Below are 26300 nucleotides of genomic sequence, written 5' to 3'. Positions count from 1 at the left end.
CGGGCCGCTCCGCGGTCGCGGACCGGGTGCGGGACTCCCCGGCCTCCGCCTCCGCGGTGTCCGCCGCGACATGCTCGTCACCCTCCCCGTCGCCGCCCTGCACGGGCACCGACGGCGGTGCGTCCTCCGCCGCGGCCGTCGCGTCGCTCTCGCCCGCGGGAGCCGGCACCCGGGCCTCGCCATTGGCCTGGCGCCTGGGAGTGGACGCCTGGAGCGCCATTCCCCCGGTGGTACGGAACAGTTCGTCGGCCCCCGGCAGACTCACTCGGCGTGACACCGGGCGAGCACCTCCCTGGCGAGCTGGCGATAGGCGGCGGCACCGACGGAGTTGGAGGCGTACGTGGTGATCGGCTCACCGGCGACCGTGGTCTCCGGGAAGCGGACCGTGCGACCGATGACCGTGTGGTAGACGTGGTCGTCGAACGCCTCGACGACACGCGCAAGCACCTCACGGCTGTGCACCGTGCGCGAGTCGTACATCGTGGCGAGGATCCCGTCGAGCTCCAGCTCCGGGTTGAGCCGCTCCTGGACCTTCTCGATGGTCTCGGTGAGCAGCGCGACACCACGCAGCGCGAAGAACTCGCACTCCAGCGGCACGATCACCTTGTGCGCGGCGGTGAGCGCGTTCACGGTGAGCAGGCCGAGCGAGGGCTGACAGTCGATCACGATGTAGTCGTAGTCCGGCATCAGCGGCTTCAGGGCGCGCTGCAGCGTCGACTCGCGGGCGACCTCGGAGACCAGCTGGACCTCGGCGGCCGAGAGGTCGATGTTGCTCGGCAGCAGGTCCATGTTGGGGACCGCGGTCTTCAGGAGGACCTCGTCGGCTGCCATGCCCCGCTCCATGAGCAGGTTGTAGACCGTGAGGTCGAGCTCCATCGGGTTGACACCGAGGCCCACGGACAGCGCGCCCTGCGGGTCGAAGTCGACGAGCAGCACCCGGCGTCCGTACTCCGCGAGCGCGGCACCCAGGTTGATGGTCGACGTCGTCTTGCCGACGCCGCCCTTCTGGTTGCACATCGCGATGATCTTCGCCGGGCCGTGGTTGGTCAACGGCCCCGGGATCGGGAAGTACGGCAGCGGACGGCCGGTCGGGCCGATGCGCTCGCGGCGCTGGCGGGCCGCGTCGGGCGCCAGCGTGGCCGCGTACTCGGGGTCGGGCTCGTATTCGGCGTCGGGGTCGTAGAAGTGCCCGTCGGGCAGTTCGTCGTAGTCGGCGAAGTGATTACGGACCTCGCCACTCGGGCCGCCGGCCATGGCGTTCACGTGTTGGCCATCCATGCTCTGGTGTGCTGTCGGAGCCAGGTGGGGGCTCTGGCTCTGGTGGGCTGCGAAGGTACGGACAGCGACGGAGCCGACAGCCTCGAGCCCCGTGGGGACCGCGCCCCGCGCAGGCATTCCTGGTTGACCACCCCCGGGAGTAAATGTCGACTCATTCACAAGTCGTCTTACCTCCTTGGTGACCAGGAAACTTCTAGATAGGTCAGCGTGGCACCATGCCGACGGTTGGCGACTCTATGGCGTGTCGGCGGTCCGCAGCAACACAATCCGCCGGACCCGGCCCGATGTGTCGGCAATGAAACATCCCGCTGTCAAGGGTGTCCGGGCACCGTTCGCCAGGTTTCACCGGTGTGCGAAACGGTTAAAGGGTTGCGTTCGAGGCGAGTTGAACGAGTGTCGCAAAGTGACCATACACACATCCGGCCGGACCTTGTCGGGCAAGGTCCGGCCGGGCGCGCGGCGTTGACGGGGTAAGTTGACCTATCGCCTTATGACGCCGGGAAATCGAACCCCGGCCCCCTCCGGCCTAGCCGAGCAGGGACTCCAGCTCCACGTGCTCCAGGCCGTGCGCCTCGGCGACCTCCCGGTAAACCACCTTGCCGTCATGGGTGTTGAGGCCCTTGGCCAGCGCGGGGTCACGGCGCAGCGCCTCGACCCAGCCGCGGTTCGCGAGCTCCACGATGTAGGGCAGCGTCGCGTTCGTCAGGGCGTAGGTGGAGGTGTTGGGGACGGCGCCGGGCATGTTGGCGACGCAGTAGAAGACCGACTCGTGAACCTTGAAGGTCGGCTCGGCGTGCGTGGTCGGACGGGAGTCCTCGAAGCAGCCGCCCTGGTCGATCGCAATGTCGACAAGGACACTTCCCGCCTTCATCCGGGAGACGAGCTCGTTGGTGACCAGCTTCGGGGCCTTGGCACCCGGGATGAGGACGGCACCGATGACGAGGTCGGCCTCGAGGCAGGCCTTCTCCAGCTCGAAGGCGTTGGAGACGACGGTCTGGATCTTCGTGCCGAAGATCTTGTCCGCCTCCTTGAGCTTGTTGATGTCCCGGTCGAGCAGGGTCACATGGAAGCCCATGCCGATGGCGATCTGCGCGGCGTTCCAGCCGGACACGCCGCCGCCGATGACGACGGCCTTGGCGGCAGGCACGCCGGGGACGCCGCCGGGCAGCACGCCGCGGCCGCCGGCCGCGCGCATCAGGTGGTAGGCGCCGACCTGCGGGGCAAGCCGGCCCGCGACCTCGGACATGGGGGCGAGCAGCGGGAGGGCGCGGTTCGGCAGCTCCACCGTCTCGTAGGCGATCGCCGTGGTGCCGGACTCCAGGAGGGCGTCCGTGCACTCCTTGGAGGCGGCCAGGTGCAGGTAGGTGAAGAGGATCTGGTCCTTGCGGAGACGGTGGTACTCCTCGGCGACGGGCTCCTTGACCTTCAGGAGCAGGTCGGCGGCCGCCCAGACCTCGTCGGCGGTCTCCAGGATCTGCGCACCGGCGGAGATGTACTCCTCGTCCGGGATCGAGGAGCCGACACCGGCGTTCCGCTCGACGACGACCTGGTGGCCGTTGCGCACCAGCTCGTGCACGCCGGCGGGGGTGATGGCCACCCGGAACTCGTTGTTCTTGACCTCGCGGGGGATGCCGACCTTCACGTCGATCACGGTCCTTGACTCAGAGAATGTGGGGCATTACACGACATACCCAGGCATGCATGGATACACCGGGAGACACCGCAGGAGAACGTGCGGCAGAGCCAGTTTAATGAAGGTGTTCCCGCTGTCTAGCCTTTCATTGCATCAATCTTTAGTTGATGCACTACGGATTTCGCAGGCGTTAGCGTCGTGTTCCGGCCCCGGGTCGCCCTCCTGGGCCTCTTCACCCAGCATCCGCCCCGCAGCCCCCCGGTGCAGTCGCGCGGCCGCCGGGTCGCCGAGGCGCTCCAGCGTGTCGGCGACCCTGAGCTGGAGCGCCGCCTGCAGCCGGACGTCCTGCGCACTCCGCGCCCACTCCACCGCCTCCTGGCAGGTACGCAGCGATTCCTCGGGTCGGCCCGCGTACTCCTGGACCCGCGCCAGCTCGCTCAACGCCCGCGCGTGGGCGGCCACATCGCCGTTCCTGCGGTGCCCGGCGATCGCCGCGCGCCAGTTGCGCTGTGCCTCGCCGTAGCGGCCCGCATAGGTGTGGACGGTGGCGAGGCGGCCGTAGAGCCGGGCGGCGTCCGCGCGCTCGTTGCGGGCGAGCCGCTGGGCCAGGGCCCGGCCGTACCAGTCGGCCGCCCGGTCGTAGTCCCCCAGCTCCTGGTGGGCGCCGCCTACGGATTCCATCGCGCGGCCCGTCGCATACGGGTCGTTCGCCTGCCGTCCCGCGTCCAGCGCTGCCCGGTAGCGGGCCAGCGCCTCCGTCGTACGGCCGGTCTGCGCGTCCAGGTCAGCGAGGTTCAGCAGGGCCGCCGCCTGCTCGCGGGGCAGGCCGCGGCGCTCGGCGACGCCGAGAACGAGCCGGTGGATGCCGTACAGTTCGGGCGCGGCGGCCCGGGTGCCGAAGTGGGCGACCATGGCCCGCACCAGCGCGGCCATGAGACGGCGGGCCAGCGTGTCCAGCTCGCCGTCGGCGACCGCGAGGCGGGCCGCGGCCAGCAGCGCGGGCTGCCGGATACGCAGCCAGTCCTCGGCCGCCCGGGGGCTCGGGAAGCGCATGGCCCGGGGCAGTCCGGCGAGCTTCTCGCGGGCCTGCGGGCTGTCGGTCTCGGTGATCGCACGGCAGGACTGCAGCAGCCGCACGGTCCGCTCCAGCATCCGGGCGCGGGCCAGCTGCAGCTCGCCCGGGCGGTCCTGGCTCTCGGACTGCGCGCGCAGCAGGGGCAGGACACAGCCCGGGACCTCGTACTGCGGCAGAGATGAGGCGACGCGCCGCAGGAAACCGAGGGCCGCGAAGTCGTCGAGGAGGGCGCGGGCGTCCTCCACCGAGCTGCCGGCCAGCGCGGAGGCGGTGTGCGGCTCGACGAGTCCGGCGGGGGCGAGGGAGAGCAGCCTCAGCATTCGCTGGGCGGCGCCGGGCAGTCCCTCGTACGAGAGCCGGAAGACCCGGGCCAGCGGCGGCCCGTCGTCGCCCCCGGAGCGCAGCTGCTTGTCGAGGTCGGAGACGGCGGCCTTGGGGCGGGCGGCCAGCCAGCCGCCGGCGAGGACGAGCGCGGCGGGCTGACCGGCGCACTCCTCGACGAGTCCCTCGGCGGCGCGCGGGTCTACGGTGATGCGCACCGAGCCGGTGTACCGGGTGAGCAGCCCCAGGGCGGACTTGGTGTCGAGGCCTCCGAGGGTGCAGGGGCGCACGTCCGCGATGCCGGTCAGCGGCCCCTCGGAGACGGCGACGACAAGGCAGTCGGGGGTGTCCGGCAGCAGCGCGTCGACCTGCTCGGCGGACACCGCGTCGTCGAGCAGGAGCAGCGCACGGCGCCCCGTGAGGGCCTCGCGCACCGCCTGGCCCAGCTCGTCCTCGTCGGCGCCGGGCGGGGTGGGCAGGCCGAGGGCCCTCAGCAGCTCGCGGGCGGTGCGCTCGGTCGGTACAGGGGTGCCGTCCGGCTCGCTGAGACGGGCGCGCAGCACGCCGTCCCCGTAACGGTCCGCGACCTGCCGTACGAGCTCCTCGGCGAGCGCGGTGCGGCCGTAGCCGGGCCGCCCCGCGATGAGCAGTACGCGGGCCCGGGGCGCCTTGCGGCCGGAGATCGTGTCGAGGCCCGCGCGTTCGATGTCGGCCCGGAGTTCCTTCAACTCCCTTGTGCGGCCGAGGAACTCGTCGTCCATGGCGGCGGGACGCCGGTCGCCCTCCGGCAGCTCGCCGCCGCCTGTGTCCACCGCCTGATCCGTCACCGGGCCACGCTCCCGTCCCACTGCACACACGGGCCCGCCGGGCCTTGGGGCGGGTCGTTCCCAGAGCCTAGTTCACTCTCTGCGACGGTCCCCGCCGAGCACGACGGACACGTCCCCCGATCGGATCAGGCGATCGTACGACCGGTTGGGTCACGTGGGTGTGAGGCCCGGGAACCAGCGGGTCTCGCCCCGGTTCAGGCCTCGAACGGCCTCGCCGGCCAGGGCGCCCCGGCCGGCCGCAGGGCGTCCAGACCGTCGCCGTGCTGCGCGGCGACCAGCGAGAGGACACCGACGACGAGGCAGTTGTTGTGCAGGTCTCCCGCCAGCACACCCCGTACGAGGTCCTCGACCGGAACCCGCTCCAGCTCCATGTCGGCCTCCTCGTCCTCGACCTCGAAGCGCTGCCCCTCGGCCTCGGACAGATCACGGGCCAGGAAGATGCGCACGGCCTCGTCGCAGCCGCCGGGCGTGGTGTAGACGTCGGTCAGCACCCGCCAGTCCTCGGCCTTGACGTGCGCCTCCTCGTACAGCTCGCGCTGGGCGGCGTGCAGCGGGTTCTCACCGGGGATGTCGAGAAGGCCGGCCGGGATCTCCCAGAGCTTCTGGCGCACTGGGTGGCGGTACTGCCGGATGACGAGCACGCGGCCCTGGTCGTCGAGGGCGACGACGGCCACCGAGCCGGGGTGGACCTGGTAGTCACGGCGGGCGACCGATCCGTCGGGCATGACCACGTCGTCGGTGCGGACCGACGTCTTCTTGCCCACGAACGGGGTCTCGCTCGCCCTGACCTCCCACGCCTCGGCAGCGTCCTTGATCGTCATATCGCCCTGTTCCTCCCACGCCCTCGCGAAAAGCCGGGGCACGCCTCCCGAAGGACGCGCACCCCGGCCACCGTACAGCTTTGCCCTACTTGCTGTTCTTCCGCTCCACCGCGGCCCTCACCAGGCCAGCGAACAGCGGGTGCGGCCGGGTCGGCCGGGAGCGCAGCTCGGGGTGCGCCTGCGTCGCCACGAGGTAAGGGTGCACATCGCGCGGGTACTCGACGTACTCCACGAGCTTGCCGTCCGGGGACGTGCCGGAGAACACGATGCCCGCCTTCTTCTCCAGCTCCGCGCGGTAGGCGTTGTTCACCTCGTAGCGGTGGCGGTGGCGCTCCTCGACGTACTCCTTGCCGTCGTAGACCTCGCGCACGATCGAGCCCTCGGCCAGCTTGGCCGGGTACATGCCCAGCCGCATCGTTCCGCCCATGTCGCCCTCGCCCGCGACGATGTCGAGCTGCTCGGCCATGGTGGAGATGACGGGGTGGGAGGTGGCCGCGTCGAACTCGGTGGAGTTCGCGTCGGGGATGGCGGCGAGGTTGCGCGCGGCCTCGATCACGATGCACTGCAGGCCGAGGCAGAGGCCGAGCAGCGGGATCTTGTTCTCGCGGGCGTACTGGATGGCGCCGACCTTGCCGGAGACGCCGCGGTCGCCGAAGCCGCCGGGGATACAGATCGCGTCCACGTCGGACAGCTGCTTCTTGGCACCCGCCGGGGTCTTGCAGTCGTCGGACGTGACCCACTTGATCTTCACACGGGCCTTGTTGGCGAAGCCGCCCGCGCGCAGCGCCTCGGTGACCGAGAGGTAGGCGTCGGGCAGGTCGATGTACTTGCCGACCAGGGCGAGGGTGATCTCGTGGTCGGGGTTGTGGACGCGGTCGAGCAGGTCGTCCCAGGTCGTCCAGTCCACGTCACGGAAGGGAAGGTCCAGCTTGCGGACGACGTACGCGTCCAGGCCCTCGGAGTGCACGACCTTCGGGATGTCGTAGATCGAGCGGGCGTCGGGGCAGGCCACGACGGCGGCCTCGTCGACGTCGCACATCAGCGAGATCTTGCGCTTGATCGCGGTCGGGACCTCGCGGTCGCAGCGCAGCACGATCGCGTCCGGCTGAATACCGATGTTGCGCAGGGCGGCGACCGAGTGCTGGGTCGGCTTGGTCTTCAGCTCGCCGGAGGGACCGATGTACGGCAGCAGAGAGATGTGCACCACAAAGACGTTGTCGCGGCCGACCTCGTGGCGGACCTGGCGGACGGTCTCCAGGAACGGCAGCGACTCGATGTCACCGACCGTGCCGCCCACCTCGGTGATCACGACATCGACCTCGTCCGTCGCCATGCGCCGGATGCGATGCTTGATTTCATTGGTGATGTGCGGAATGACCTGCACCGTGTCACCCAGGTACTCGCCACGTCGCTCCTTGGCGATCACCGTCGAGTAGACCTGCCCTGTGGTGACATTGGCGGAGCCGTCCAAGTCACGGTCAAGGAAGCGCTCGTAATGTCCGATGTCCAGGTCGGTCTCGGCGCCGTCGTTGGTGACGAAGACCTCACCGTGCTGGAACGGGTTCATGGTGCCCGGGTCCACGTTGAGGTACGGGTCGAGCTTCTGCATCACGACGCGCAGACCCCTGGCCTTGAGCAGCATGCCGAGACTGGAGGCCGTCAGGCCCTTGCCGAGAGAGGAGGCGACACCCCCGGTGACGAAGATGTGCTTGGTCGTCGTGGCTGTGCTGTTTCGAAAAGCAGCGGGCGGCATGGCCAAGAGGGGGCTCCCGTGGTCGCGGTCTGGGGTGCGGTGCGGCTGGTCCTCCGAAGGGGTTTCCGGGGGGTGCCGTCGCTGCGGTTCGGGGGTTTCGTGCCCACCGGTCCACGGGCTACCAGCGTATCAGCGCCGGGGCGAGGCCGCTTCCGGCCACGCTCCGCACACGTGTCACCACGGACGCGCGACACTCACTCGAGGCTCACTCGTTCGGACCAGCCCCGTTGCCCGGAGCGGCACGCGGATCAGGGAGGTGCGTCGTATCCTGCTCGGACACTCTCTGCCGAGCGCTCCCGGAAAACGGCACCACCCCCGCCCGTCACCGGAACCACAAGGGCTCGTCAGTTCGTTGAACATCGACTGCTTCTTTTCCGAATGGGTCGGTGAACAACATCTCTCTCACTGACCCCATGACCGCAAGAGCGAACGCCCCTCGAGGGCGACGTGGCCGTTCGACTGGAGTTGCATTGGCCGGGCGCATCGAAGACTACGCACTCATTGGAGACATGCAGACCGCGGCGCTGGTCTGCCGGGACGGCACCGTGGATTGGCTGTGCCTGCCCCGATTCGACTCCCATGCCGTCTTCGCGGGGCTGCTCGGCACGGAGGAGCACGGTTTCTGGCGGCTGGGTCCGGCGCATGCCGCGGATGCCGAGCCGCCGGCGGCGACCCGGCGCTCCTACCGCGGCGAGTCCCTCATCCTCGAGTCGGAGTGGGACACCCCGCGCGGCACGGTCCGGGTGATCGACTTCATGCCTCCGCGTGACGGCGCACCGCAGCTGATCCGGATCGTGGAGGGCGTCACGGGCCGGGTGCCGATGCGGTCCGCGCTGCGCATGCGGTTCTCGTACGGGCGGGTGGTGCCCTGGGTGCACAAGCACGAGGGGCGCACGGTCGCCGTCGCCGGGCCCGACTCGGTGTGGTTCGACACACAGGCCGAGACCTACGGCAAGGGCCTGACGACGTACGCGGACTTCACGGTCGCTCCGGGTGACCGGATCGCGTTCACGATCTCGTGGCAGCCCTCGCACAAGGAGCCGCCGCCGCTGCCGGAGCCCGACCAGTCGCAGGAGGCGACCGAGGAGTTCTGGCGCGAGTGGGTGGAGCACTGCACGTACCACGGTCCCTACCGCGAGGCCGTGGTCCGCTCCCTGATCACGCTCAAGGCCCTCACCTACGCCCCGACCGGCGGGATCGTGGCCGCGCCCACGACCTCGCTGCCGGAGGAGATCGGTGGCGTGCGCAACTGGGACTACCGCTACACATGGCTGCGCGACGCCGCGATCACCCTGTCCTCGCTGCTGCGCACCGGCTACCGCGAGGAGGCCCGTGCCTGGCGCGAGTGGCTGCTGCGAGCCGTGGCCGGCGACCCCGAGAACCTGCAGATCATGTACGGCATCGCGGGCGAACGGGAGCTGGGCGAGGCCGAGTTGGACTGGCTGCCCGGTTACGAGAACTCGGCGCCGGTACGCGTCGGCAACGGTGCCGCGCACCAGCTGCAGCTGGACGTGTACGGAGAGGTCACCGAGGCCCTGCACCTGGCCCATATGACGGGTCTGGCCCGCAACGACTACGCCTCCCTGCTCCAGCTGAAGCTGATCCGCTACCTGGAGAAGCACTGGGACGAGCCGGATGAGGGCATCTGGGAGGTGCGCGGCCCACGGCGCCACTTCGTGCACTCCAAGGTCATGGCCTGGGTCGCGGTGGACCGCACGATCAAGCTGATCGAGTCCGGGGACGCGGACGGCCCGCTGGAGAGGTGGCGCGAGCTGCGCGACGACATCCACCGGGACGTGTGCGAGAAGGGCTACGACAAGGAGCGCAACACCTTCACGCAGTCGTACGGCTCCAAGGAGCTGGACGCCTCGCTGCTGCTGATCCCGCAGATGGGCTTCCTGCCGCCGGACGACAAGCGCGTGATCGGCACGATCGAGGCGATCCAGCGCGAGCTGTCCACGTCCGACGGCTTCATCCTGCGCTACCCGACGCAGGGCGAGGAGGAAGGCGTCGACGGGCTGCCGGGCGACGAGGGCGCGTTCCTCGCCTGCTCGTTCTGGATGGCGGACGATCTGGCGATGATCGGCCGCGTGGACGAGGCCCGCAAGCTCTTCGAGAAGCTGCTCGCTCTGCGCAACGACCTGGGTCTGCTCGCCGAGGAGTGGGACCCGCGTCTCAAGCGCCAGGTCGGGAACTTCCCGCAGGCGTTCAGCCACGTGCCGCTGATCGACACGGCACTGCGTCTGACGGCGTCCGGGGCGTACGGGGGCTGAGGCTGCACACGGGGGGCCGGGACCGGCCCCCCGTACCACCGCTGAACAGGACCGCTGCAAGGTGCCCGCCTAGGCTGGGAAGAGACCTGTCCCCTCGCTGGAAGGGGCCGGCTGTCATGGCTCCCCTCTCCAAGGCGGGCGCTGCGCTCGCCGCGCTCCGCTCGGACCTGGCCGGCGAGGTCTTCGCCCCCGGCGACCCTGGCTACGACGAGGCCCGCACCGTCTTCAACGCGATGATCGACCGTCACCCGGCCGTGATCGCGCAGTGCGAGGGGGAGGCCGACGTCCGCCGGTCGGTGCTCTTCGCCCGGGACCTGGACCTGAAGATCGCCGTCCGCGGCGGCGGGCACAGCGTCGCCGGCATGGCGCTCAACGACAACGGTCTGGTCGTGGACCTGCGCCGGATGCACCAGGTCACGGTCCATCCCGGATCCTCGTCGGTACGGGTCGAGGGCGGCGCCGTGATGAGCCACCTGGACCGCGCCACCCAGCCCCACGGTCTCGCGACCACCGGCGGCCGGATCTCCACGACCGGTGTCGGGGGCTTTGTGCTCGGCGGCGGCAACGGCTGGCTGGACCGGGCCTTCGGCCTCGCCGTCGACAACCTGCTCGGCGTGGAACTGGTGACCGCGGACGGCACCCCGCTCCTCGCGACCGCAGAGGAGAACCCCGAGCTGTTCTGGGCCCTGCACGGCGGCGGCGGGAACTTCGGCGTCGCCACCGCCCTCACCCTCAGGCTGCACGAGCTGCCCGAGTTCTCGATCGCCCTGCTCATGTTCCTGCCCGAGACGGGCCCGGAGGCGGTCCGGATCTACCGCGACATCATCGCCACCGGTCCGCCGGAGGTGGGCGGCGCCGCGCAGTACATCACCGGCCCGCCCGAACCGTTCGTCCCCGAGCAGCTGGTCGGGACGCTGGTGTGCGCGGTGCTGGTCACCTACGCCGGCGGCGAGGACGACCTGCGCAAGGTCGCCCAGCCGCTGCTGGCGCTGCCGCACGAGTGCGAGGCGGTCTCCGCGATGCCGTACGCCGACGTCCAGTGCATGCTCGACGTCCCGCCCGGGCTGCGGAACTACTGGTCCGCCGAGCATCTGACCGCCCTGCCCGACGAACTGGTCGACATCTTCTGCGCCCATGCCTCCTCGATGCCCGTCCCCACGTCCTGTCAGCACGTCCTGTTCCCGCAGGGCGGCGCGATCGCCTCCGGGCCCGGCGAGTACCCGATTCCCTACCGGGACGCGCCGTGGACCGTGCACCCCTTCGGCGTCTGGGCCGACCCGGCGGACGACGAGCAGGCCCTGCAGTGGGTCAGGGACGTGCGCGCCGACGTCCGCCCGTGGCGCACGGGCGCGGTCTACCTCAACTTCATCGGGGACGAGGGCAGGGACCGGGTGGTGGCCGGCCTCGGCAGCGAGAACTTCAACCGGCTGGCGCGGGTGAAGCGGCAGTACGACCCGGACAACGTGTTCCGGTACAACCACAACGTCCCGCCCGCCTGACGGGTCCTGCTCTGTCCCTGGGGCGTCCGCGCAGGTGGCGCAGGTAGTAGCGTCACGGCATGGACAGCCGATTCGACCACCGGGGCACCCAGGGCGCCGGGATCACCGTGCAGCGGGCGCTGGAGCTGCCCGGGCTGCGCAGCGGGCTGCCGGAGGTGCTGGCCGGCGCCGACCGGCTGAACCGCACGGTGCGCTGGGTGCACGCGGGCGAGGTCCCGAACATCGCCTCGCTGCTCAAGGGCGGCGAACTGCTGCTGACCACGGGCTACGGCCTCGGCACCCGTCCCGCCGACCAGCGTGCATTCGTCCGCACCTTGGCCGAGCGCGGTATCGCGGCCCTGGTCGTGGAGCTGGGCACACGTTTCACCCGGCTGCCCGCGGCCCTCGTCGAGACGGCCCGGACGGCCGGGCTGCCGCTCGTCCAGCTGCACCGCGAGGTGCCGTTCGTGGCGGTCACCGAGGAGATCCACACCGAGATCGTCAACGGCCACTACGCGCTGCTCCAGCGGGCGGAGGAGGTGCACCGCCGCTGCACCGAGGCGCTGCTCGGCGGGGGCGGGGTACCCCAGGTCCTCGGGATCCTGGCCGACTTCAGCGGCAACCCGGTGTTCCTGGAGACCGCCGACGGACAGCTGCTGTACGCAGCCGGGACCGGGCCCGCGGACACCGACCCGCTCCAGGTGTGGGAGGGCCTGCGCGGCCAGCACAAGGACGAGCCCCCGGCCGGGACGACCCTTGTGGACGTGCCCGGCGGCGGACCCGGTGCGGGTTCCGTGCGGGCCCGGCTGGTGCTGCTGCCGGTGAGTGCACCGGTGGCGCCGGTGCATCGGATCGCCGCCGAGCGGGCGGCCGCGATCCTGGCGGTGGTGCTGATGCAGGCCCGGCAGGAGGAGGAGCTGGCGGCGCGCGGGCGCGGCGACTTCCTCACCGATCTCGCCGAGGGCCGCATCAGCGCCGAGGACGCGCCCGCGCAGGCCCGGGTGCTGGGCTTCAAGCCGGGCGCCGGCCCGCTGCTTCCGGTGGTGATGCGGCTGGCGGACGGCCTCACTGCGGGCGGCGGGGGCTGGGCGGTCCTGGCGCGGGCGGTGGCCGAGGAGCTGGCCTCGTTGGGCGTACCGGTGCTGCTCGGCGTACGGCCGGTGGAGGGCCGAGTCCCGCTGCTGCTGGGTCTGCGTTCGGAGTCGGAGCGCCTGACGGTCGCCGACCGGGTCGCCGCGGCGCTGCGGGCGGGGGTGGAGCGGGCCGGAATGCAGCGGCCGGGCGCGCGGCCGCCGGTCGTCGTGGTCGGGGTCGCGGGCGGCTGGGCGGCGGCGTCGTCAGGGCTGCGGCATGCCGCGGAGACGGCGACGGCGGCTCAGGGGCTGCCGGAGCGTCCCTGGTACGACGCCCGCCGTCTCGACATCGACCTTCTGCTGTGGCGGCTGCGCGGCCATCCGGATCTGGCGGCCTTCGTGGACCGCGCGATCGGCCCGCTGCGCGACCACGACCACCGTTCCAAACCGCCGCTGCTGCCCACGCTTGAGACATATCTGGCCCATGCGGGCCGCAAGGCGGAGACAGCCCGCGAACTGCACCTGAACCGGCAGACGCTCTACAACCGGCTGGCCAGGATCGGGGAGTTGCTGGGCACGGACCTGGACGACCCGCAGACGGTCCTGGCCCTGAGCCTGGCGCTGCGGGCGCAACGGCACGTGCCCTGAGGGGTCCCTCAGACGAAGGGCGCGGCCTGGGTCAACTCGTCGTAGACGCTGAGCACTTGGGCCACGGTCTCGTCCTCCGTCGGCCAGGTGGCGGCCTGTTGTGTTCCCTTTTCCCTCAGCAGGTCGCGGCGCGCAGGGTCGTCGAGGAGCCGTACGACGGCGGTGGCGAGCGCCTGCGGGTCGCCGTACGGAACCAGTTCGGCCGCGTCGCCGACGAGTTCGCGGACGCCGCCGACATCGGTGGCGACGAGCGGCACGCGGGCGTGCAGTGCCTCCTGGGCGAGGACCGACCGGGACTCCCAACTGCCGGGCAGCAGCGCGAGGTCGGCGGCGGCGAGCAGCTCGTCGACGTCCTCGCGCCGCCCAGCCAGGCGCACGGGCAGCCCCTCGTCGTCGATACGCCGCTGGAGCACCGTCCGCAGCGGCCCCTCCCCCGCGATCACGACCAGGGGCGCCGGGTCGAGGCCGCGCCAGCCGCGCGAGGCGTCGAGCAGCACGTCGTAGCCGCGGTGCCGGTCGAGGGCGCCGACGGCCATCAGCAACGGCCGGTCCGCGGCGCCCAGTTCTGCGCGGACCTTGGGGCGCAGCCGGTCGGGATCGTCGTACTCGGCCGGTTTGCGGGGCGCCGGCAGGGCGACGGCGGCCAGCCGGGCATCGCGGGCGCCACGGCGCCGCGCCCGGTCGACCAGGTCGGACGACGTGCCGAGGACGACAGACGCGGCCCTGACCACGCGCCGTTCGAGGAGGCGCAGGAGATGGGCGCGGGCGCCCTCGGCGTGCGCCCGGGTGTGCCAGGTCACCACAAGCGGGGTACGGAGTCCGCTGAGCGCGAGGGCGGCGCGCAGGCCCGCGTGCAGCCCGTGCGCGTGCACCAGGTCCACGTCGGCGCAGGCGAGGCGGAGCGCCGCCAGGGACGTGGGGTCCGTGCTGCGGGGCACGGGGACGTGATGGGCGCCGACGCCGGTGAAATCGTAGGAGTGCTCGGCTTCGACGGGGGCGCATACGGTCACGCGCACGCCCCGGGCGACCAGTCCCGAGGCCAGCGACCGTACGTGCGCGCTGCTGCCCGCGCTGCCCCCGCCGAGCACCTGCACGGTGCGCAGCGGCGACCGGCCGTGCGGTGAGAGGCTGCTCGCAAGGCTCACGTGGCCGGGGCTCCTGGTTCGGCGTCGGACGGTCACGAAGAAACGTACAGAAGGATCGCGCGGTGGGGGTGGACCGCGCGACGGGCTCCGCGGATGACTCAAGCATGCCAGGGCGCGGGGGTGTTGCGGCACCGGCGGATGCGCGCGACGACGGCCGACCGGATGCCCGGGCGCGGCCGCGGTCACTCACATGGGTGAGGAGCGTAGCGAGTTCGGGTGGCTTGTGACACGGGTGACCCGGGGTTACCCGAAGGCCGGTGACCTGGCCACCTCGCTCACCTTCTCCCCGTACGCGGCGGCGGCCACCAACGCCGCCGCGTGGGCGAGGAGTCCGGCCCGTCGGTTCCCTGCGACGATTGCGGCGCCCAGCGCGGCGCCGAGGGCGTGCGCCCCGGTGTCGCCGATCATCGTGCGCTCCCCGAGGTCGTCGGGGAGGACGGCGGCCGCGGCCCCCATCGCGACGGCGGACAGCTCACCGGAACCCTTGCGCAGCAGCCCGGGAGCGCCCAGCGCGAGTACGGCCCCGGCGGCACGCCCCGGCCGCACGTCCACGAGGTTGACGAAGTGCGCGGTCCCGGCGATCACGACACCGGCGAGCACCTTGTCCAGGGGCCGCTCCTTGAGCACGGCCCCTGCGACGAGCGCGGCACCGGAGATCCCGAACAACTTCACCGCGCCGCTGGTGACGTCACCGTCCCGCAGAGCCCAGAGATGCGCCCGGAACCCACGCCGGGGGTCACCGGCGCCCGCGACGTCGTCGTAGGCACCGCAGGCACCGGCGGCGAGCACGGCGAGTCCGGCCGCGGGATGGACGCGCCCGGCCGCGAGCGCGGTCGCCGCGGCCGAGGCGGGCCCCGCGTACAGTCCGACGGTCCGCCCGGCGTGGTTCTTCCGCTCCCAGCGGCCACGCCCGCCCGGCGCGGCGGCGCGCAGGGCGGCCGCTGAGGCCCGGGTGACGGCTGCGGCGAGCCCGAACGAGACGGTCCTGCGCATACGCGTGATCATCCCGCCACCCTAGGCCCGGTCGTCACATTCCCGTCGTCCGCCCGGAGGGCAGGCGGGAATGTGAGACAGGGCCTCGGCCCTGCTGTCAGGCCCGTGTCCTACACGTCCGCCCGCGCCGTCGCCAGCAGTTCCTCCGCATGGGCCCGGGCCGTCTCCGAGTCCTCCTGGCCGGCCAGCATGCGGGACAGCTCCCGGATCCGGTCCTCGCCCTCCAGCACCTTCACACCGGACCGGGTGACCGACCCGTCGTTCGTCTTCTCCACCAGCAGCTGCCGGTCGGCGAACGCCGCCACCTGCGGCAGATGGGTGACCACCACGACCTGCGCGGTCTTCGCGAGCCGGGCGAGCCGCCGCCCGATCTCGACCGCGGCCTTGCCGCCGACGCCCGCGTCGACCTCGTCGAACAGGTACGTCGGCACGGGGTCCGTCCCCGCGAAGACGACCTCCACGGCGAGCATCACGCGCGACAGCTCACCACCGGAGGCACCCTTGGCGATGGGCCTCGGTGGCGCGCCGGGGTGGGGCGCGAGCAGCAGTTCGACCTCGTCGACGCCCGAGGGACCGTAGGCGACCGTACGCCCGCCGACCTCGACGCCCTCGGGATCGTCCGTCTGCCGGATCTCGAACGACACGCGCGCGTGCGGCATGGCGAGCGAGGCCAGCTCGGCGGTCACGGCCGCGGCGAACCGCTCCGCGGCCTCCGTACGGGCATCCGTCAACGCCTGGGCGAGTCCGCCCAGTTCGGTGCGCAGCGCGTCCCGCTCGGCGGTCAGCTCCCCGATCCGCTCGTCGTCGCTGTCGAGTTCGGTCAGCCGCGCGGCGCTCTGCTCGGCCCACGCCAGGACCGAGTTGATGTCCTGGCCGTACTTCCGGGTGAGCGCGTTGAGTGCGGCCCGCCGTTCCTCCACGGCCGCGAGCCGCAGCGGATCCGCGTCCAGGTCATCGGCGTATCCCGCCAGCTCACCGGCCACATCGCCGAGCAGGATCCCGATCTCCCCGATCCGCTCGGCGAGCCCCGCCAGCGCCGGATCGTGCGACCGCACCGCTTCCAGCGCCCGGTGCGCGCCCGCGACCAGCGTGGCCGCGTCGACGCCCTCGGGATCCTCCGGGTTGCCCGCCAGCGCCGCATGCGCGGCCGTCGCGGCCGACGCGAGCGCCTCCGCGTGACCGAGCCGCTCCGCCTCCTCGGCCAGTTCCACGTCCTCACCGGCCCGTGGCTCCACGGCCGCGATCTCATCGAGCCCGAAGCGCAGCATGTCGGCTTCCTGGGCCCGCTCACGCGCACGGGTGGTGATCTCCTCCAGCTCGGCGGAGACCGCCCGCAGCCGCCGGTAGGCCTCGCCGTACTTGGTGAGCGGTACGGCGACGGCGTCACCGGCGTACCGGTCGAGCGCCTGCCGCTGCCGGGACAGCTTGAGCAGACCCTGCTGGTCGGTCTGGCCGTGCACGGCGACCAGTTCGTCGGCAAGCTCCGCGAGCACGCCGACGGGCACGGAACGCCCGCCCAGGTGCGCCCGCGAGCGGCCCTCGGCGGAAACGGTCCGGCTGATGAGCAGCGCCCCGTCGTCGAGCTCGGCCCCTGCCTCCTCGGCGCGTACGGCAGCGGAGGCGCCGTCGGGCATGGCGATCCGCCCCTCCACGACCGCGTTCTTCGCACCGATCCGTACGAGCGCCGGGTCCGCGCGCCCGCCGAGCAGCAGACCGAGGCTGGTGACGACCATGGTCTTGCCCGCACCCGTCTCACCGGTCACGGCGGTGAAGCCGGGCGACAGCTCGACGACAGCGTCGTCGATGACTCCGAGCGACCGTATCCGCATCTCCTCCAACACGGAGAAGACCTTACGAGGTCGGCCGGGAGATGCGCGAGCGGCCCCTATCACCCTGGGGAGGGACACCGCGCCCCTTCAGGGGCGCGGTGCTGTGACATTGTGCGGCTCCGCCGCGTGGGCGCGAGCAACCAACGACAACCGCACACGGCAAACAACCCCGAACGGTCAGTGAGGCGCACCTCGCCACCCCGACACCGGAAGCGCAAACTTGGCCACCAGGCGGTCGGTGAACGACGCATGGTGCAGCCGAGCCAGCCGCACCGGCACCGCCCCCCGCCGAACCTCCACCCGCGCCCCCTGCGGCAGCTCCACCATCCGCCGCCCGTCGCACCACAGCACCCCGTGCGGCGTGTCCGGCTGCACCTCCACGGCGAGCACGGAGTTGGGCGAGGTCACCAGCGGCTTGGCGAACAGCGCATGCGCACTGATCGGCACCATGAGCAGCGCCTCCACCTCCGGCCACACCACGGGCCCGCCCGCGGAGAAGGCGTACGCGGTCGACCCCGTGGGGGTGGCGCACACGATGCCGTCGCAGCCGAACCCGGTCACCGGCCGGCCGTCGATCTCCAGGACCACCTCGAGGAGCTTCTCGGCGGACACCTTCTGCACGGCCGCCTCGTTGAGCGCCCAGTCGGTGTGCACGATGTCACCGTTCTTGTGGACGACGACGTCGACGGTCATGCGCTCCTCGACCTCGTACGCCTTCATCACCACCCGGTCGACCACCCGGTCGAGGTCGTCGCGCTCGGCCTCGGCAAGGAAGCCGACCCGGCCGAGGTTCACGCCGAGCATCGGCACCCCGGAGGCGCGGGCGAACTCGGCGCCGCGCAGCAGGGTGCCGTCACCGCCGAGCACGATGAGCAGCTCGCACCCGTCGAGGCACTGCGGGGTGGCCTCCTTGACGAGCTCCACTTCCTCCGGCAGCGGCAGATCCTCCGCCTCCGCCTCCAGGACGCGCACGCCGATCCCGCATCGCAGCAGCCCCTTGACCACCAGTTCGGCACTGCGGATGGCCGCGGGCCGCCCGGTGTGGGCGAGCAGGAAAACAGTACGAGCTCGGTTCTCGGTCAACGCGGCCCCTCCGCCACTGCACGGTCAACGTCGGCCGGGTCCAGGGCAGGTGCTCCGGCTCGCAGCCACAGAAAGTACTCGACATTGCCCGAAGGTCCGGGCAGCGGGCTGGCGGTCACACCCTTTGTGCCGAGCCCGAGTTCCGCGGCCCGCTCGGCCACCCCACGCACGGCCTCGGCGCGCAGCTGCGGGCTGCGGACGACACCGCCGCTGCCCAGCCGTTCCTTCCCCACCTCGAACTGAGGCTTGACCATCATCACCAGGTCGGCGTCCGGCTTCGTGCACCGCACCAGGGCGGGCAGCACCAGTCCGAGCGGGATGAAGGACAGATCCCCCACGACAAGATCCACAGGCTCCCCATCGATCGCTTCGAGCGTCAACTCGCGTACGTTCGTACGGTCCTTGACGGTGACGCGTTCATCACTCCGGAGAGACCAGGCGAGTTGTCCGTATCCGACGTCGACGGCGACGACATGGGCCGCTCCCGCGCGCAGCAGGACATCGGTGAAGCCTCCGGTGGACGCGCCGGCGTCCAGCGCCCGCCGTCCCTCGACCTGCAGTCCCTGCGGTACGAAGACCTGCAGGGCGCCCGCGAGCTTGTGGCCGCCCCGCGACACATAGTCGGGGTCGCCGTCGTCCTGAGCGACGACGATGGCGGCCGCGGTCTCCACCTGAGTGGCGGGCTTGGTCGCGACGGTCTTGCCGACGGTGACCCGGCCCGCGGCGATCAGCTGGCCGGCGTGCTCACGCGAGCGCGCGAGCTTCCGGCGGACCAGCTCCGCATCGAGACGGCGGCGTGCGACTCCTGCCACGTTCGGTTCAGCTCCTGTTCTCGTACGGGCCATCGACGGGGCGGCCCGAAGGGTCTCGTTGGGGGGTGGTGGCCGGGTGACCGGTGGGAGCCGGCGGTCCCGGGCGGGCGTCGAGCGCGGTGAGCGCGTCGCGCAACCCCCTGTGCACATCCTCGTACACCTCGACGTGGCCGTCGGTGGCGAGGTGGTCGGCGTCGGCGAGCCGCTGCAGCTGGGCGTCGACGTCGGCGTTCCCGGTGGGGGTCCGGGGCACGTTCAGGGGCGCGGGCGCGGCCGGGTCGTACTCCTCCTCGTCGATGGAGTCGGCCGGAATTTCTGGCTCCGGTACCGCCGCTTCCGCCGGGACCTCCGCCTCGGGCACAGAGTCGCTCATGCCTCGACGCTACCCCGAAGCGCTGGGGTACCGTCGCTCACGATGGCGACGATTGAGGAGTGCCGCAGCGCACTCGACAAGCTCTCGGACAACCTGGCGGGCGCCGACGGGGACGTGCGTACGGCCGCGGCCCTGGACCGCTCGCTCAGCTGCCGTATCACCGACCTGGACATCACCTTCGTCGGCCGCCTCAAGGACGGCCGGATCGAGGTGCTCGACACACTCCCGGGACCACCGCCGAACAAGGCCCAGATCCGGCTGACCATGGCCGGCGACGACCTGGTGGCGATGGTCGACGGCGAGCTGAACTTCGCGAGGGCCTGGGGCTCGGGCCGAGTGAAGCTGGAGGCAGGTCTGCTGGATCTGCTGCGGCTCAGGAAGCTTCTTTAGCGACCACGCGTGCGCGCGCCCTGCGCGCGGCCGGCACCACCAGCGGCGTCCCCGTCTCCGGGTCGTCGACGACCTGGCAGCGCAGCCCGAAGACCTCCTCGACCAGCTCGGCCGTGACGATGTCGTTCGGGGCACCCTCGGCGATGACCTTTCCGCCACGCAGTGCGATGAGGTGGGTGGCGTACCGGGCCGCGTGGTTGAGGTCGTGCAGAACCGCGACCAGTGTGCGCCCCTGCTCCTCGTGCAGCTCGGCGCACAGATCGAGCACGTCGATCTGGTGCTGGATGTCGAGGTAGGTGGTCGGCTCGTCGAGCAGCAGCAGCGGGGTCTGCTGGGCGAGCGCCATGGCGATCCACACGCGCTGCCGCTGGCCGCCGGAGAGTTCGTCGACGTAGCGGTCGGCGAGTTCGGCGACACCGGTCCTGGCCATCGACTCCTGCACGACCCGCTCGTCCTCGCTCGACCACTGGCGCAGGATTCCCTGGTGCGGATAGCGGCCGCGGCCCACGAGGTCGCCGACGGTGATCCCGTCGGGCGCGATCGAGGACTGCGGGAGCAGGCCCAGGGTCCGCGCGACCTTCTTCGCAGGCATCGACTGGATGACCTGGCCGTCGAGCAGCACCCGCCCCTGGACCGGCTTGAGCATCCGGGACAGGGCACGCAGGAGCGTGGACTTGCCACAGGCGTTCGGTCCGACGATGACGGTGAAGGAGTTGTCGGGGATCTCCACGGACAACTGCTCGGCGATCACACGCTGGTCGTAGGCGAGGGTGACGTTGTCGGCGGAGAGGCGGTTCACAGTGCTCCTTTTGTCGTTCCTGTCCGGTCCGCTCGCGGCGCTCATATACGGCCCGCCCGGCGCTCGGTGACCAGCAGCCAGAGCAGGTAGACGCCGCCCAGGACCCCGGTGACCACGCCCACGGGCAGCTGGTCCGCGCCGAAGACCCGCTGAGAGGCCCAGTCCGCGACGATCAGCAGGGTCGCGCCCATGACCATGGAGGGCACCAGGTTCGGCCCGGGCGAGCCGGTCAGCCGGCGGGCGAGCTGCGGCGCGGTGAGCGCCACGAACCCGACCGGGCCCGCGGCGGCGGTGGCTCCGGCGGTGAGGAGCACCGCGGACACCAACGACAGCAGCCGTGCGCGCTCCACGCGCACCCCGAGGGCGTACGAGACGTCGTCACCCATCTCCGTCATCCGCAGCCCGCGCGCGTTGCCGAGGACGAGCGGGACGAGGACGGCGCACAGCATGAGCAGCGGCCCGACCTGGCCCCAGTCGCGGCCGTTGAGGGAACCGGTCATCCAGACGACCGCGCGGGCCGCGTCGACGATGTCGGCCTTGGTGAGCAGATAGCCGTTGACCGCCGTGACGACCGCGGAGACACCGATACCGACCAGGACCAGCCGATAACCGTGCACGCCCTGCTTCCAGGCGAGCAGATAGATGGCGAGTCCGGTCGCCAGACCGCCCACGAGCGCGCCGAGGGCGACCTGGGTGGCGCTCCCGGAGAACAGCACGATCATCACGAGTGCACCGGCCGTCGAGCCCTGACCGAGGCCGAGCACGTCCGGGCTGCCCAGCGGATTGCGGGAGATGGACTGGAACAGCGCACCACCGAGCCCGAGCGAAGCACCGACCAGCAGCCCGACGAGCACACGCGGCAGCCGCAGTTCGGTGACGATGAACTCCTGGCCTGGATTGCCGTTGCCCACCAGTGTCTTGAGGACGTCCCCGGCCGGGATCGGGAAGTCGCCCGTGCCGATCAGCACGACGCTCGCGGCGAGCGCGACGACCAGGAGCAGGGCGACAACGGTGAACGCGCGGACGTCGAGGCGCACGGAGAGCCCGCCGGGGGCGCGCAGGGTACGGGGGGTCTTCACAGCTGCGCCGTCCTCCGCCGTCGTACGAGGAAGATGAAGACCGGGCCGCCGATGACCGCGGTCACGATGCCGACCTGGAGTTCGGCGGGCCGGGCGATGATGCGGCCGATGACGTCGGAGCCGAGTAGCAGCACGGGCGACAGGACGGTCGCGTACGGCAGGATCCAGCGCAGGTCCGGTCCGGTGAAGGACCGTACGGCGTGCGGCACCATCAGCCCGACGAACACGATCGGCCCGCACGCGGCGGTCGCGGCCCCGCACAGTACGGTCGCGGCGGCCATGGCCAGGGCGCGGGTGCGGACCAGGTTGGCACCGAGGGCGCGGGCGGTGTCGTCGCCCATCGCCACGGCGTTCAGCGGCCGGGCGAGGGCCAGCGCAAGGACCGTACCGACCGTGAGGAACGGCAGGACCTGAGTGATGGTCTCGTCGGTGGCCGAGGCCAGCGAACCGACCGTCCAGAAGCGCATCTTGCCGAGCGCGGCGTCGTCCATGATCATCACGGCCTGGAGACAGCCGTAGAGCGCGGCGCTGACCGCGGTGCCGGCGAGCGCGAGCCGCACCGGTGTGGCACCCCGGCTGCCGCCGAGGAACCAGACCAGGGCCCCGACGGCGGCCGCGCCGAGGAAGGCGAACCAGACGTACCCGCTCAGGCTCGTGACGCCGAAGTACGTGATGGCCGTGACGACCGCGGCGGACGCTCCCGCGTTGATGCCGAGCAGACCGGGGTCGGCGAGCGGATTGCGGGTGAGCGCCTGGAGGACGGCGCCGGACAGGCCCAGCGCGGCCCCGGCGAGCAGCCCGAGGACCGTACGCGACAGCCGGTCGCCGACCACGACGTCGGCATACGTCCCCGAGTCGTGGAACAGGCCGTGCCAGACCTGCTGCGGCGACAGCCCCTTCGCACCGATCGCGATGCTCGCCAGCGCGACGAGCGCCAGGATCACGACCGAGACGAGGAGCCCAAGGACCCTTGTCGCCCGGCGGGTTGGGGGCGCGGAGGCGGTCTCCGCGCGCGGTTCGGGAGGACTGTCGACCAACACGAAGTTAGGTTAGCCTACCCTCGCTTCAGACTCGACGGGATGGCCGCCCCTCCCGGCTCACAGTCCCAGTCGCGCCAGCGCCTTCCCCCCGTCCAGCTCGCACGAACCCTCACCGGCCGCCGTCCAGGCCGCCGCGCACAGCGCCCGCAGCCCGTCCAGGACCTCGCCCTCGCCCGCCAGCTCCAGACGCTCTTCCCCGACCGTGGCGGTCCAGCCGCCGCAACGGAAGCCGTCGCCCGCCACGGCCACCTCCGGCTGGCCGGTCAGCAGCCCGCGCAGGTCCGCGTCGACGTATGTCGGCCGGTGGTGCGGCGGCGCGGCCAGGAGCTGGGCGCCGTCCGTCACACCGGTCAGCACGAGCAGCGAGTCGACCTCGCCGTTGAACGCGCCCTCGATGTCCGTGTCCAGTCGGTCCCCGACCACCAGCGGACGCTCGGCGCCGGTCCGCAGGATCGTCTCCCGGTGCATCGGCGGCAGCGGCTTGCCCGCCACCTGCGGTTCGGCTCCGGTCGCGATGCGTACGACCTCCACGGCCGCCCCGTTGCCGGGCGCGATCCCGCGCGCGCCCGGGATCGTCAGATCGGTGTTGGACGCGAACCACGGAACCCCGCGCGCGATGGCGTAGCACGCCTCCGCGAACCGCCCCCACGGCAGCTCAGGACCGCCGTACCCCTGCACCACGGCCACCGGATCGTCGTCGGCCGACTCGACGGGCACGAGCCCCCGCTCCCGCAGCGCGACGCGCAGCCCTTCACCGCCGATGACCAGCACCGGCGACCCGGCGGGCACCTGCTCACTGATGAGCCGGGCGACCGCCTGCGCCGACGTGATGACGTCCGAGGCCCCTGTCGGTATCCCCAGCTCCGTCAGGTGCACGGCCACCGCGTCCGGCGTACGCAGCGCATTGTTCGTGACGTACGCCAGGTGCATCCCGCCCGCGCGGGCGATGCCGAGCGACTCCACTGCGTGCGCGATCGCACTCCCGCCCGCGTACACCACCCCGTCCAGATCGAGCAGCGCCGTGTCGTACGCCTCGCTCAGGGGGCGTGCACTTCCCTCGGGCCGCGTCCTGACGGTCTGGCTCATTACGCATCGCTCCTCGTTCGATCGCTTTCCCCCGATCATCGCGCATGGCGCTGACGCACTTACCATGCATCAATGAACACTGCAGGTCCCGGGGACGTACCGGCGCACATGGGTCTTGAACTGACCCCCTTCAGGGGCCTGCGCTACGACCCCGACCGCGTCGGCAGCCTCGCCGCGGTCACTTCGCCGCCGTACGACGTCGTCGTACGCCCGGACGGCCTGCTCCACCTCGAATCGGCCGATCCGCACAACATCGTCCGTCTGATACTCCCCCAGGCGGCCACCCCGGCGGCGCGCAACGAACAGGCGGCCCACACCCTGCGCCACTGGCTCGCCGAGGGCATCCTGACGACCGACGCCGAGCCCGGCTTCTACATCTACGAGCAGCGCGGCGCCGGTCTGCTGCAGCGCGGCGTCATAGGCGCCCTCCGCGTGTCGGAGCCGGCGGACGGCGTGGTCCTGCCCCACGAGGACGTCATGCCGCACGTGATCGCCGACCGGGCGGCCCTGATGCGCGCGACCTCCCTCAACCTCGAACCCCTGCTGCTCACCTACCGCGGCAACGGCTCCGAAGCCGGTACGAGGGCCGTCATCGAACGCACCGCCGAGCGCCCTCCGCTGCTGAGCACCACCACGGAGGACGGCTTCAACCACCGCCTCTGGGCGGTCACGGATCCGGCCGACCTGACCGAAATCCAGACAGACCTGGCCCAGCACCAGGCCCTGATCGCCGACGGCCACCACCGCTGGGCCACCTATGTGCGTCTACGCGCGGAGCACGCCTCCCCCAGCCCCTGGGACTACGGCCTGGTCCTCCTGGTGGACACCGCCCGCTACCCCCTGAGAGTCCGCGCGATCCACCGCCTCCTGCACCGCCTCCCGGTGGCCGACGCGCTGTCCGCCCTCACGGGCCTGTTCCGCGTACGCCACCTGCACGTCCCGCTCGCCGAGGCCCTGGCGACGCTGGCCGACGCGGCCTGCGCCGGCAACGCCTTCCTGCTCGCGGGCGACGGCGCCTTCCACCTGGTCGACCGGCCCTCCCCGGACCTGCTGGCCCGTACGGTCCCCCCGGACCGCCCGGAGGCGTGGCGCACCCTGGACGCGACGGTCCTGCACGCCACGCTCCTGCAGCACGTCTGGCGCATTCCCGAGGACTCGCCGGAACACATCGCATACATCCACGACACCGCCGCCACGGTCGAGAAGGCGGAACGCGACGGCGGCACGGCCGTACTGCTGCACCCGGTCCGCGAGGACGTCGTACGCGAGCTCGCCCGCCAGGGCGTGACGATGCCGCGTAAGTCGACCTCGTTCGGCCCGAAGCCGGCGTCGGGGTTGGTGCTGCGGGCGCTGATGCCCCCTGAGACGCTTTTCGAGACGCTCTGACGCTCTGAAACGCGACGGGGCGGGTTCCTCGCTCTCGCTCGGATCCCGCCCCGTCATACGCGGACGTCAGCCCTTGTCGCGCTCGTCCCCGTCCTCGACCTGGTCCACGACGTGGTCCTCGACCTCGACCTGGTCCTCGACCTGGCCCGTCGATTCACCGTCCTCGCCGTCCTCGCCGTCCTCGGCGTCCTCGGCGTCCTCGGCGTCGGCCTCCGGGGAGAGCTCATCGTTCGCGCCCTCGTCGCTCGCGTTCTCGTCGAGCGCGTCGACGAACTCCACGCCGTCCAGCTCGGCAAGCCGGTCGGAGGCGTCCGTGCTGCCGTCCTTGTCGGCCTCGACGGCCTTGGCGAACCACTCACGTGCCTCGTTCTCCCGCCCGGCGGCAAGGAGCGCGTCCGCGTACGCGTACCGCAGCCGCGCGGTCCACGGCTGAACGGAGTGGGAGGCAAGCTCCGGGCTCTGCAGCGTCACGATGGCGGCGTCGAGCTGTCCCATGTCCCGGCGCGCACCGGCCGCCACGAGCCGCATCTCGACCTGACCGGCCTTGTCCAGCTTGTGCACCTCGGGGGCACCGGCCATGTCCAGCGCCTTCTCGGGCCGGCCGAGCCCGCGCTCGCAGTCCGCCATGACGGGCCACAGGTCGACGTTCCCGGTCATGCGCCGGGCGGCCCGGAACTCACCGAGCGCCTCGCCGTACTTCTGGTTGGCGTACGCAGCGAAACCGGCCGCCTCACGCACGGCGGCGACCCTGGACGCGAGGCGCAACGCCACCTTGGAGTACCCGTACGCACCCTCGGGGTCCTCGTCGATGAGCCTGGCGACCATCACCAGGTTCTTGGCGACGTCCTCGGCAAGCGTCTTGGGCAGGCTCTGCAGCTCCTGCCGCACGTCCTTGTCGATCTCCTCGCCGGTGACGTCCTCGGGAATCGGCAGCCGCTTGATCGGCTCGCGGTCACGGTCCCGCTCCTCACGGAACCGGCCGCCACCGCGCCGGTCGTCGCCGCGCCGGTCGTCACGGCCACGGAAGCCACCGGGGCGGCCGCCGCGGTCGTCGCGACGGGGGCCGCGGGCACCACGGTCGTCGCGGCGGTCGTCACGGCGGTCG

21 protein-coding genes and 1 pseudogene are annotated in these 26300 nt (G+C 71.8%); 5 read left to right on the top strand and 17 right to left on the bottom strand.

Features of this window, described 5'->3' with window-relative positions; translation table 11 throughout:
* The 6 genes and pseudogenes from ABT186_RS42220 to pyrG all read right to left on the bottom strand — a co-directional run.
* A pseudogene (locus ABT186_RS42220) lies at positions 1 to 277 on the bottom strand (hypothetical protein); the annotation flags it as partial.
* Positions 262 to 1395 (bottom strand): ParA family protein, encoded by a 1134-nt coding sequence (locus ABT186_RS42215; protein ID WP_351228146.1) that lies wholly within the window; start codon positions 1393 to 1395, stop codon positions 262 to 264. The pseudogene ABT186_RS42220 and the gene ABT186_RS42215, both read right to left, overlap by 16 nt.
* 409 nt (positions 1396 to 1804) lie before the next feature.
* The gene (gene ald / locus ABT186_RS42210) at positions 1805 to 2929 is read right to left on the bottom strand and encodes an alanine dehydrogenase (protein WP_351228148.1); all 1125 of its coding nucleotides are present in this window, start codon (positions 2927 to 2929) and stop codon (positions 1805 to 1807) included.
* Between the two features lie 135 nt (positions 2930 to 3064).
* Positions 3065 to 5134 carry a tetratricopeptide repeat protein gene (locus ABT186_RS42205; RefSeq protein ID WP_351228150.1) on the bottom strand — a complete coding sequence of 690 codons (2070 nt, stop codon included), beginning with the start codon at positions 5132 to 5134 and terminating at the stop codon, positions 3065 to 3067.
* A gap of 194 nt (positions 5135 to 5328) precedes the next feature.
* Positions 5329 to 5955: an NUDIX domain-containing protein gene (locus ABT186_RS42200; RefSeq protein WP_351929635.1), complete on the bottom strand. Its 627-nt coding sequence runs from the start codon at positions 5953 to 5955 to the stop codon at positions 5329 to 5331.
* Positions 5956 to 6040: 85 nt separating this feature from the next.
* Complete coding sequence (pyrG, locus tag ABT186_RS42195; RefSeq protein ID WP_351228154.1) at positions 6041 to 7708, bottom strand: CTP synthase; 1668 nt, start codon at positions 7706 to 7708, stop codon at positions 6041 to 6043.
* A 470-nt stretch (positions 7709 to 8178) separates the two neighbouring features.
* Between pyrG and ABT186_RS42190 the strand changes: the two genes are divergently transcribed.
* The 3 genes from ABT186_RS42190 (at position 8179) to ABT186_RS42180 (ending at position 13180) form a co-directional block, all read left to right on the top strand.
* The gene (locus tag ABT186_RS42190; RefSeq protein ID WP_351228156.1) at positions 8179 to 9981 is read left to right on the top strand and encodes a glycoside hydrolase family 15 protein; all 1803 of its coding nucleotides are present in this window, start codon (positions 8179 to 8181) and stop codon (positions 9979 to 9981) included.
* A 116-nt stretch (positions 9982 to 10097) separates the two neighbouring features.
* Complete coding sequence (locus ABT186_RS42185; protein ID WP_351929633.1) at positions 10098 to 11480, top strand: FAD-binding oxidoreductase; 1383 nt, start codon at positions 10098 to 10100, stop codon at positions 11478 to 11480.
* Between the two features lie 59 nt (positions 11481 to 11539).
* Positions 11540 to 13180 (top strand): PucR family transcriptional regulator, encoded by a 1641-nt coding sequence (locus ABT186_RS42180; RefSeq protein WP_351228160.1) that lies wholly within the window; start codon positions 11540 to 11542, stop codon positions 13178 to 13180.
* Between the two features lie 8 nt (positions 13181 to 13188).
* On the opposite strand, the gene ABT186_RS42175 is transcribed toward ABT186_RS42180, so the two are convergent.
* The 6 genes from ABT186_RS42175 to ABT186_RS42150 form a co-directional block, all read right to left on the bottom strand.
* Positions 13189 to 14325, bottom strand: a complete 1137-nt coding sequence (locus ABT186_RS42175) for a glycosyltransferase family 4 protein (RefSeq protein WP_351929631.1) — start codon at positions 14323 to 14325, stop codon at positions 13189 to 13191.
* Positions 14326 to 14568: 243 nt separating this feature from the next.
* Positions 14569 to 15330: a hypothetical protein gene (locus ABT186_RS42170; protein ID WP_351929629.1), complete on the bottom strand. Its 762-nt coding sequence runs from the start codon at positions 15328 to 15330 to the stop codon at positions 14569 to 14571.
* A gap of 98 nt (positions 15331 to 15428) precedes the next feature.
* Positions 15429 to 17147, bottom strand: coding sequence for a DNA repair protein RecN (gene recN / locus ABT186_RS42165; RefSeq protein ID WP_351228186.1), 1719 nt, complete (start codon positions 17145 to 17147; stop codon positions 15429 to 15431).
* 177 nt (positions 17148 to 17324) lie between these two features.
* Complete coding sequence (locus tag ABT186_RS42160) at positions 17325 to 18230, bottom strand: NAD kinase (RefSeq protein WP_351228166.1); 906 nt, start codon at positions 18228 to 18230, stop codon at positions 17325 to 17327.
* A complete protein-coding gene (locus ABT186_RS42155; RefSeq protein ID WP_351929627.1) occupies positions 18227 to 19042 on the bottom strand; it encodes a TlyA family RNA methyltransferase in 816 nt (271 codons plus the stop codon). Before ABT186_RS42155 ends, ABT186_RS42160 begins: the two co-directional genes overlap by 4 nt.
* Before the next feature lie 7 nt (positions 19043 to 19049).
* The gene (locus ABT186_RS42150; RefSeq protein WP_351228170.1) at positions 19050 to 19415 is read right to left on the bottom strand and encodes a hypothetical protein; all 366 of its coding nucleotides are present in this window, start codon (positions 19413 to 19415) and stop codon (positions 19050 to 19052) included.
* Positions 19416 to 19457: 42 nt separating this feature from the next.
* Between ABT186_RS42150 and ABT186_RS42145 the strand changes: the two genes are divergently transcribed.
* Entirely contained in the window at positions 19458 to 19805 is a 348-nt protein-coding gene (locus ABT186_RS42145) for an SCP2 sterol-binding domain-containing protein (protein ID WP_351228172.1), read from the top strand.
* Here ABT186_RS42145 and ABT186_RS42140 read toward each other — a convergent pair.
* From ABT186_RS42140 to ABT186_RS42125, 4 genes are read right to left on the bottom strand one after another with little or no spacing between them, the layout of a single operon-like run.
* Positions 19789 to 20649, bottom strand: a complete 861-nt coding sequence (locus tag ABT186_RS42140) for an ABC transporter ATP-binding protein (protein ID WP_351228174.1) — start codon at positions 20647 to 20649, stop codon at positions 19789 to 19791. The genes ABT186_RS42145 and ABT186_RS42140 overlap by 17 nt on opposite strands.
* Positions 20646 to 21683, bottom strand: coding sequence for a FecCD family ABC transporter permease (locus ABT186_RS42135; protein ID WP_351929625.1), 1038 nt, complete (start codon positions 21681 to 21683; stop codon positions 20646 to 20648). Before ABT186_RS42135 ends, ABT186_RS42140 begins: the two co-directional genes overlap by 4 nt.
* Complete coding sequence (locus tag ABT186_RS42130; protein WP_351228178.1) at positions 21680 to 22723, bottom strand: FecCD family ABC transporter permease; 1044 nt, start codon at positions 22721 to 22723, stop codon at positions 21680 to 21682. Before ABT186_RS42130 ends, ABT186_RS42135 begins: the two co-directional genes overlap by 4 nt.
* A 57-nt stretch (positions 22724 to 22780) precedes the next feature.
* Entirely contained in the window at positions 22781 to 23809 is a 1029-nt protein-coding gene (locus tag ABT186_RS42125) for an HAD hydrolase-like protein (protein WP_351929623.1), read from the bottom strand.
* A gap of 72 nt (positions 23810 to 23881) precedes the next feature.
* Here ABT186_RS42125 and ABT186_RS42120 point away from each other — a divergent pair, with 72 nt between their 5' ends.
* Positions 23882 to 25195 carry a DUF1015 domain-containing protein gene (locus tag ABT186_RS42120; RefSeq protein ID WP_351228182.1) on the top strand — a complete coding sequence of 438 codons (1314 nt, stop codon included), beginning with the start codon at positions 23882 to 23884 and terminating at the stop codon, positions 25193 to 25195.
* Between the two features lie 66 nt (positions 25196 to 25261).
* Here ABT186_RS42120 and ABT186_RS42115 read toward each other — a convergent pair whose 3' ends face one another.
* Positions 25262 to 26083: a tetratricopeptide repeat protein gene (locus tag ABT186_RS42115; RefSeq protein ID WP_351929637.1), complete on the bottom strand. Its 822-nt coding sequence runs from the start codon at positions 26081 to 26083 to the stop codon at positions 25262 to 25264.
* Between the last annotated feature and the right edge of the window lie 217 nt (positions 26084 to 26300).

Source organism: Streptomyces sp. NPDC001634 (assembly GCF_040298185.1).
Taxonomy (GTDB): Bacteria; Actinomycetota; Actinomycetes; order Streptomycetales; family Streptomycetaceae; genus Streptomyces.
Note: the sequence above shows the minus strand (reverse complement) of the source record. Positions and strands in the feature narration are given on the sequence as shown.

Bases quoted from the DNA above. Each gene is read 5' to 3' on its own strand.
- ABT186_RS42215 (WP_351228146.1), bottom strand. From the start codon at position 1,395: ATGCCTGCGCGGGGCGCGGTCCCCACGGGGCTCGAGGCTGTCGGCTCC.
- ABT186_RS42120 (WP_351228182.1), top strand. From the start codon at position 23,882: ATGAACACTGCAGGTCCCGGGGACGTACCGGCGCACATGGGTCTTGAA.
- ABT186_RS42125 (WP_351929623.1), bottom strand. From the start codon at position 23,809: ATGAGCCAGACCGTCAGGACGCGGCCCGAGGGAAGTGCACGCCCCCTG.
- ABT186_RS42200 (WP_351929635.1), bottom strand. From the start codon at position 5,955: ATGACGATCAAGGACGCTGCCGAGGCGTGGGAGGTCAGGGCGAGCGAG.
- ABT186_RS42180 (WP_351228160.1), top strand. From the start codon at position 11,540: ATGGACAGCCGATTCGACCACCGGGGCACCCAGGGCGCCGGGATCACC.
- ABT186_RS42145 (WP_351228172.1), top strand. From the start codon at position 19,458: ATGGCGACGATTGAGGAGTGCCGCAGCGCACTCGACAAGCTCTCGGAC.
- ABT186_RS42140 (WP_351228174.1), bottom strand. From the start codon at position 20,649: ATGAGCGCCGCGAGCGGACCGGACAGGAACGACAAAAGGAGCACTGTG.
- ABT186_RS42150 (WP_351228170.1), bottom strand. From the start codon at position 19,415: ATGAGCGACTCTGTGCCCGAGGCGGAGGTCCCGGCGGAAGCGGCGGTA.
- pyrG (WP_351228154.1), bottom strand. From the start codon at position 7,708: ATGCCGCCCGCTGCTTTTCGAAACAGCACAGCCACGACGACCAAGCAC.
- ABT186_RS42185 (WP_351929633.1), top strand. From the start codon at position 10,098: ATGGCTCCCCTCTCCAAGGCGGGCGCTGCGCTCGCCGCGCTCCGCTCG.
- ABT186_RS42170 (WP_351929629.1), bottom strand. From the start codon at position 15,330: ATGATCACGCGTATGCGCAGGACCGTCTCGTTCGGGCTCGCCGCAGCC.
- recN (WP_351228186.1), bottom strand. From the start codon at position 17,147: ATGCGGATACGGTCGCTCGGAGTCATCGACGACGCTGTCGTCGAGCTG.